The sequence below is a fragment of the Bartonella sp. AA126HLJHH genome, assembly GCF_042197425.1.
Classification (GTDB): domain Bacteria; phylum Pseudomonadota; class Alphaproteobacteria; order Rhizobiales; family Rhizobiaceae; genus Bartonella.
Map to the genome: position 1 here is coordinate 1 of NZ_JBHIRU010000042.1, position 5,991 is coordinate 5,991.

Genomic DNA, 5,991 nt, shown 5'->3' on the forward strand with positions numbered 1-5,991 from the left:
GCACCGCTATAAACCATGGCATCATTATAAACCCAACAGTCTCCTTCATGACTTAAGTTGCTCTCACCTTCTATAAAGCCGCCTAGGTCACCTTTCTTGATTTTTCCGAAGCTTCTCAATGCACGAATGCGGTGGAGAGTTTTGCCCCCAACTTCGATTGTTTCATCAGTAAGTTCATATTTCTTTTCCATGATTACTATTTCTCACGTTCTACGATTACGGTGGAGCCACTAATTTTACAATTTCCAGCAATGTCTACACGACAGCAAATATATGCTTGATTGTAAATTTTAGCATTTCCGTAAACGTGTACACTTTTCCCTATAACAGAATTCCCATAAATCCGCGCATAGTCAAAAACCTTGGCATTATCTCCAACATCAGCACCACCAACTTCGGCATAATCAAAAACTTGTGCATTGCCATAAACGCGTGCATTCCCATAAACCCGCGCATCATCATAAACTTTGGCATCACCGTAAACGTGTGCATTGCCAAAAATCCAACAGTCTCTCTTATGGCTTAAGTTGCTCTCTTTTTCTATAAAACCGCCGAGGTCACCTTTTTTGACATATCCAAAGTCTCTTAATGCTCTAATTCGGTGAAGAGTTCTTCCATCAAACACAGTTTTTTCATCAGTAAATTCGTATTTTTTCATCTGGTCTTTTCTCCAGTTGAGATTCTTTTATTGCCATCAATCCAGTCGTCCCAACATACACATGCTGCACCGTAAATTTTTGCATGACCGTAAACATGCGCATCACCGGAAACTTCTGCATTGCCGTAAACACGCGCCCTATCGTAAATGTATGGCTCTTCGTAAACTTGTGCATTGCCATAAACTTCTGCATTATCAAAAACGTGCGGTTCACCGCAAATATGTGCATCACCGTAAACTTCTGCATGACCGTAAATGCATGGTTCATCGAAAACTTCTGCTTTGCCATAAATACGAGAATTGCCGTAAACATGTGCATAACCGTAAACTTGTGCATTTTCGTAAACCTTAGCATTACCAAAAACCTTGGCATTACCGTAAACTTTTGCATAATCCCCAATCCAGCAATTACCATGATGACTTAGATTGTCTTCTTTCTCGATATAGCCGCCAAGATCACCTTTCTTGACGTCCCCCAAATCTCTCAGTGCACGAATGCGGTGAAGGATTTTGCCCCCAACTTCGATTGTTTCATCAGTAAGTTCGTATTTTTTTTCCATGGTTTAAGTCGCCCTTATCTTAAAACAGTGTCATTTCCAGATACTTTTGTATTTCCGGTTACTTCGGCATTCTCGCAAACTATTGCACCACCAAACACACGGGCATTTCCAGAGATTTTTGCGTGACCGCCAACTTTAGCTTTTTCAGAGACATGTGCTCCATCATAAATTTCGGCACAACCACCAACCTTTGCTTTACCGAAAATACGAGCATTGTCACAAGCGGATGCAACGTGCGAAATTGTAGCGTTGTCGAAAACTTCTGCATTGTCATAAACGCGTGCATGTTCGGAAATTACGGCGTCATGGTATATTCTTGCTTTTCCATAAACCTTGGCATCACCGCAAACTTTTGCATTAACGTAAATGACTGCATCATCGTAAACATGTGCATCATCGTAAACACGTGCATCATCGTAAACACGTGCATCATCGTAAACTTGTGCACTTCCATAAATACGAGAATTGTCGTAAACCTTGGCGTTACCGTAAACTTGTGCCTTATCGTAAACTTGTGCCTTATCACAAACCGTAGCATTTCCACTAATACAGGCGCCATCAAATATCTTGGCATTATCAAAAATGGTAGCGCTTTCAAGCACCTTGGCATCACCATCTACCCAACAATCATCTTCATGACTTAGGTTGTCTTCTTTCTCGATATAGCCTCCTAGGTTGCCTTTCTCGACATCACCAAAGTTTCTTAAAGCACGTATACGGTGAAGGATTTTGCCATCAACATTGATTGTTTCATCAGTAAATTCGTATTTTTTTTCCATGGTTTTACTCCTTTAAGTTAGATTCTGCCTTTGTCGTTCTTGCAAAAGAACGGCATTGCATTGTGGGGTGAATTTTTTGAAAAGGTGGCGTCTTTTAAAAACGCCTTTAGCTTTTAAAGCACATCACAAGGACGCAAACGGTGTTGTTTTTCGTAAGAACCATACATTGCATCATCATATTCGCGCTGTTTTATATCATCTAAAAAAAAACCGTATGCTGTGCTGTGTAGAATAAAGTCATGCGGTATTTTGCCATCAAAACACTTTTGTTCACGTAGTTTGAGATAAAACTCAGCAATATCTTCAGAGATATCTTCGCAACGATTAGTCGTTGGTTCAATACGCAAAATTTGGACAGCATTATCGGTTTGGTCGATAAAATTGATAATGTCCTTTTCTTCTAATAAAGGACCAGATTTAGCGAGATTTTGCTCTTCATTTTCGCACATCACTAAGAGAATTTCATCAGAATTTATAAACACTGGTTTATTCACAAATGCCTCCATACAGCCTATTGGCAAAAGTTATTTTCTAAGATATGGGAGATAAATATATGCAAAAAGTGCAAGTGTCAACATAAAAATGTAAAAAGTGCATATTTATGCTAGATATGTTTTTTTAAAAAGTGCACTATCCACAATTTATGGAGATACAAAATGCAAATAGCGGAACAAGATTCTAATCTTTTAAAAGGGTTTTCTCAGAAAGAAAAGGAAACTATAACTTATCTTTTGATTGCCTTAAAAACTCAATATATAAAATCACAGACTTCTTGTTTTCTTCAGAAAGATCACGATAAAAATTCATAAATTCTTGATCAACATCATTGAAGAAATTGGGGGGGGGCTCGTTAAAAAACTCAGCTATTTTAACTAATTCCCCAATACTTATGCTTCTTGATTTTCCATTTTTGTAAGGATTAATCATTCTGCTTATAGTGGATTGATGGATTCCCAAGTAGGCGGCTAGTTCTATTTGAGCACCGTGTCCGCGCTCGTCTAATTTTTTTTCTAGCCATTGTTGGATACTTTTTTCAATATTGCTACTCATAATTTAAATATTATCCCTAAAAATACGTAAAATGCAAAAATGTGAAAGGTGCATTTTTTGTTGACATATGTAAAAAGTGCAATTATTTATTGTGCTGTTATGGAGATTACATATGCCTTCGAGATTAATTATAAAATATTTAGGTGGTTTCAAAACTGTAGCAACCATAGTGCAAAGAGATGTGTCATCTGTTTATAGATGGCGTGACATGCCAGCAAAACACCAGCAAAAAATTTTAGATTACGCACGTGATCATGGGATAGATTTGCGTCCAGAAGATTTTTTTTATCCCGAGCGCTTGCAGAGATTAATGCAAGAGCAACACCCCCCATTGTCGAAAATTAGCAAGAGCTGCGGTGTTGATCACACCGGAGAAACTTTACAGCATTAAGGAGATAAAGATGAGTTCGAATGAAATTTTATGGATAGCAGTGGTTTCAGTTTTGCTCTTAAGCGGAGTGATGTTTCGTATTGCATTGCATTATCGCAACCAAGTTAAAGCACTTAAAGAGCAGGTTCAAGATATTAAGAAAAAAATGAAAGAGAATGAGTTTAGGTATTTAAAGGAAAGCAAGCAGACAATTGATGAATGTGATGCAGATCTTGAAGAACGTGACGAGGAAATTAAACAACTGAAACAAAAGACTGAAGAGCATGAAAAGGCGTTCAGAAATGTAAGTGAAGTTGTAATGACACTCGAAGCAGATGTTCAATCACGTGATACGGAAATTAAAGAATTGAAGCAAAAGATAGATGCGTACCGAGAAGACTTTAAACGGAAAAGTGAAAAGATACAGGCACTAAAAGCAGATGTGCAATCACGTGATACGGAAATTAAAGAATTGAAGCAAGAGATTAAAGAACGCGACGAGAAAATTGAAGAACTTAAGCAAAAGATAGATGCGTACCGAGAAGACTTTAAACGGAAAAGTGAAAAGATACAGGCACTAAAAGCAGATGTGCAATCACGTGATACGGAAATTAAAGAATTGAAACAAAAGATAGAAGAACATGACGACGAGGAAATTGAAGAACGTGACAAGGAAATTAAACAACTGAAGCAAGAGCTTAAGCCGCGTGATGAAGCAGTAAAAGCGCCGCCTCATAAGAATAAGAAGAGTAAGAAGAAGGGTAAGTGAGGAGTGGATAAGATGACAGTTAAAAAGAAGTATGAATCTACTGATGAAACAATCGAAGTTAATGGAGTTACGCTTCATCGTATACGTGCTTTAAGAAATTTTAGAGATGTGTACGCAGGTGACTTAGGTGGCTTTATTGAAAATGAAAGCAATTTAAGTCATGAGGGAGACTGTTGGGTTGGGGACGATGCAAAGGTTTATGGTAGTGCTAGGGTTTACGGTCGAGCCAAGGTTTTTGGTAATGCCAACGTTTATGATAACGCTCATGTTTATGGCAATGCCATTGTTTATTTTGATGCTAAAGTTTTTGGTAATGCACATGTATACGGTACAGCAATAATTTGTGAAAATGCCCGTGTGTGTGGTGATGCATGGATTGATACAGGTTTTATTAGTGGTTGTGATTTAGTTAATAGTAGTAAAAAGAAATACGAACTTACAGACGATACAGTTGATCTCGGTCCTTTCAAGTTACACCGAATACGAGCATTGAGAAGCTTTGGCAAAGTAAAGAAAGGTGATTTAGGTGGCTGGGTAGAGAGTGAAGAGAACCTCAGTCACGAAGGTAATTGTTGGATTAGTGGTTTAGGGGCTGTTTTTGGTGGCGGCAGATTACGTGGTGATCACCTAGTTCCAAACTTTAATTACATTTCCAATACGACTTATAAATTGTCTATGTTAACACCACAACAATACATGGCATCTCTACCTTGGCACCGTAGAATATGGGAGCGACTCCGTTATTATTGGGAGTGCGGAATATGGCTTTAGAGCTTCATAAACGTGATGAATAATACAATTCTTTGTTTTGATCTAGGTACCAAAACAGGGTGGGCGATACGTGGTGCAAGTGGTGACATGTTCAGTGGTACCGTGAATTTTCAATCGCGCCGTTTTGAAGGCGGTGGAATGCGTTACTTGCGTTTTAAACAATGGCTATCAGAAATAAAACAGACAGCAGGTCAAATTGACGTGGTGTATTTTGAAGAGGTGAGGCGTCATAAAGGTACAGATGCAGCGCATGTTTACGGTGGTTTGTTAGCAACGTTAACGGCGTGGTGTGAACAGCATCAGATACCGTATGAGGGGATACCAGTAAGTACGATTAAGAAAGCGACGACAGGCAAGGGGAATGCGTCGAAAGAAGAGATGATTAAGGCGGTGCGTGCAAAAGGGCACAATCCGAAAGATGATAACGAAGCAGATGCTTTAGCAATTTTATATTTAGTTAAAGAAAGGGAATTGGGGTATGTCCAGTAAATTACCATGGACGAGGCTTTTTGCAGACCAGTGGGCAATTGTTGTTGATTATTTGCCTGCTGTAGAGGGCAATATCTATATGCGATTACGGTTACGTATGTTGCATACTGGTGAACCTCTTTTTTATAATATTAAAGTTTTATCTAATTACACTGGTTATTCAGTGAAGAAGTTTGAAGCGGCACTGAATGTTTTGCTTGAAGAAGGATATCTCATTCGTTTAGCAGATGGTCGCTTGTGGAATTTAGATGTTGAGGAAGAACTCAATAACTCTAATGAGAATTTAAATAGACTCTCAGAAAAAGCTATAAAAGCTGCGAATACTAAGAGAAATAAGCAGAAAGATAATTCATCAAGAGAACATGATGATGTCATCATGACATCATCACGAGGTCATGATGACATCATGATGAGTTCATCACGACAACACATTAACATTAACAATAACAATAACAAAAAAAATAAAAATATTATTTTATCAAAAAGAGAAATTGATTTTGAAAATTTAGAAACAAACGATTTTGTTGAAAAGGCAATCGAGTGTG

10 protein-coding genes and 1 pseudogene are annotated in these 5,991 nt (G+C 38.2%); 5 read left to right on the plus strand and 6 right to left on the minus strand.

What is annotated here, in order from left to right; genetic code table 11:
- The 6 genes and pseudogenes from ACFIQC_RS09095 to ACFIQC_RS09120 all read right to left on the minus strand — a co-directional run.
- Positions 1 to 191, minus strand: a pseudogene (locus ACFIQC_RS09095) (hypothetical protein); the annotation flags it as partial.
- A 5-nt stretch (positions 192 to 196) separates the two neighbouring features.
- Positions 197 to 658: a hypothetical protein gene (locus ACFIQC_RS09100; protein ID WP_375630466.1), complete on the minus strand. Its 462-nt coding sequence runs from the start codon at positions 656 to 658 to the stop codon at positions 197 to 199.
- A complete protein-coding gene (locus ACFIQC_RS09105; RefSeq protein ID WP_375630467.1) occupies positions 655 to 1,218 on the minus strand; it encodes a hypothetical protein in 564 nt (187 codons plus the stop codon). Before ACFIQC_RS09105 ends, ACFIQC_RS09100 begins: the two co-directional genes overlap by 4 nt.
- Before the next feature lie 14 nt (positions 1,219 to 1,232).
- A complete protein-coding gene (locus ACFIQC_RS09110; RefSeq protein WP_375664753.1) occupies positions 1,233 to 1,997 on the minus strand; it encodes a hypothetical protein in 765 nt (254 codons plus the stop codon).
- Positions 1,998 to 2,110: 113 nt separating this feature from the next.
- Entirely contained in the window at positions 2,111 to 2,491 is a 381-nt protein-coding gene (locus ACFIQC_RS09115; RefSeq protein WP_375707079.1) for a hypothetical protein, read from the minus strand.
- Positions 2,492 to 2,714: 223 nt separating this feature from the next.
- Positions 2,715 to 3,047 carry a helix-turn-helix domain-containing protein gene (locus tag ACFIQC_RS09120; protein WP_375612684.1) on the minus strand — a complete coding sequence of 111 codons (333 nt, stop codon included), beginning with the start codon at positions 3,045 to 3,047 and terminating at the stop codon, positions 2,715 to 2,717.
- 112 nt (positions 3,048 to 3,159) lie between these two features.
- On the opposite strand from ACFIQC_RS09120, the gene ACFIQC_RS09125 reads away from it, so the two are divergent.
- The 5 genes from ACFIQC_RS09125 to ACFIQC_RS09145 all read left to right on the plus strand — a co-directional run.
- Positions 3,160 to 3,438, plus strand: a complete 279-nt coding sequence (locus ACFIQC_RS09125) for a hypothetical protein (RefSeq protein WP_375660270.1) — start codon at positions 3,160 to 3,162, stop codon at positions 3,436 to 3,438.
- A 10-nt stretch (positions 3,439 to 3,448) separates the two neighbouring features.
- Entirely contained in the window at positions 3,449 to 4,186 is a 738-nt protein-coding gene (locus ACFIQC_RS09130; protein ID WP_375630471.1) for a hypothetical protein, read from the plus strand.
- Positions 4,187 to 4,198: 12 nt separating this feature from the next.
- Positions 4,199 to 4,957, plus strand: a complete 759-nt coding sequence (locus tag ACFIQC_RS09135; protein ID WP_375612681.1) for a hypothetical protein — start codon at positions 4,199 to 4,201, stop codon at positions 4,955 to 4,957.
- Positions 4,958 to 4,972: 15 nt separating this feature from the next.
- Positions 4,973 to 5,446: a crossover junction endodeoxyribonuclease RuvC gene (locus tag ACFIQC_RS09140; protein WP_375630580.1), complete on the plus strand. Its 474-nt coding sequence runs from the start codon at positions 4,973 to 4,975 to the stop codon at positions 5,444 to 5,446.
- Positions 5,436 to 5,991: DUF1376 domain-containing protein (locus ACFIQC_RS09145; RefSeq protein WP_375707080.1), on the plus strand; the 556-nt coding region annotated here is incomplete at its 3' end. The genes ACFIQC_RS09140 and ACFIQC_RS09145, both read left to right, overlap by 11 nt.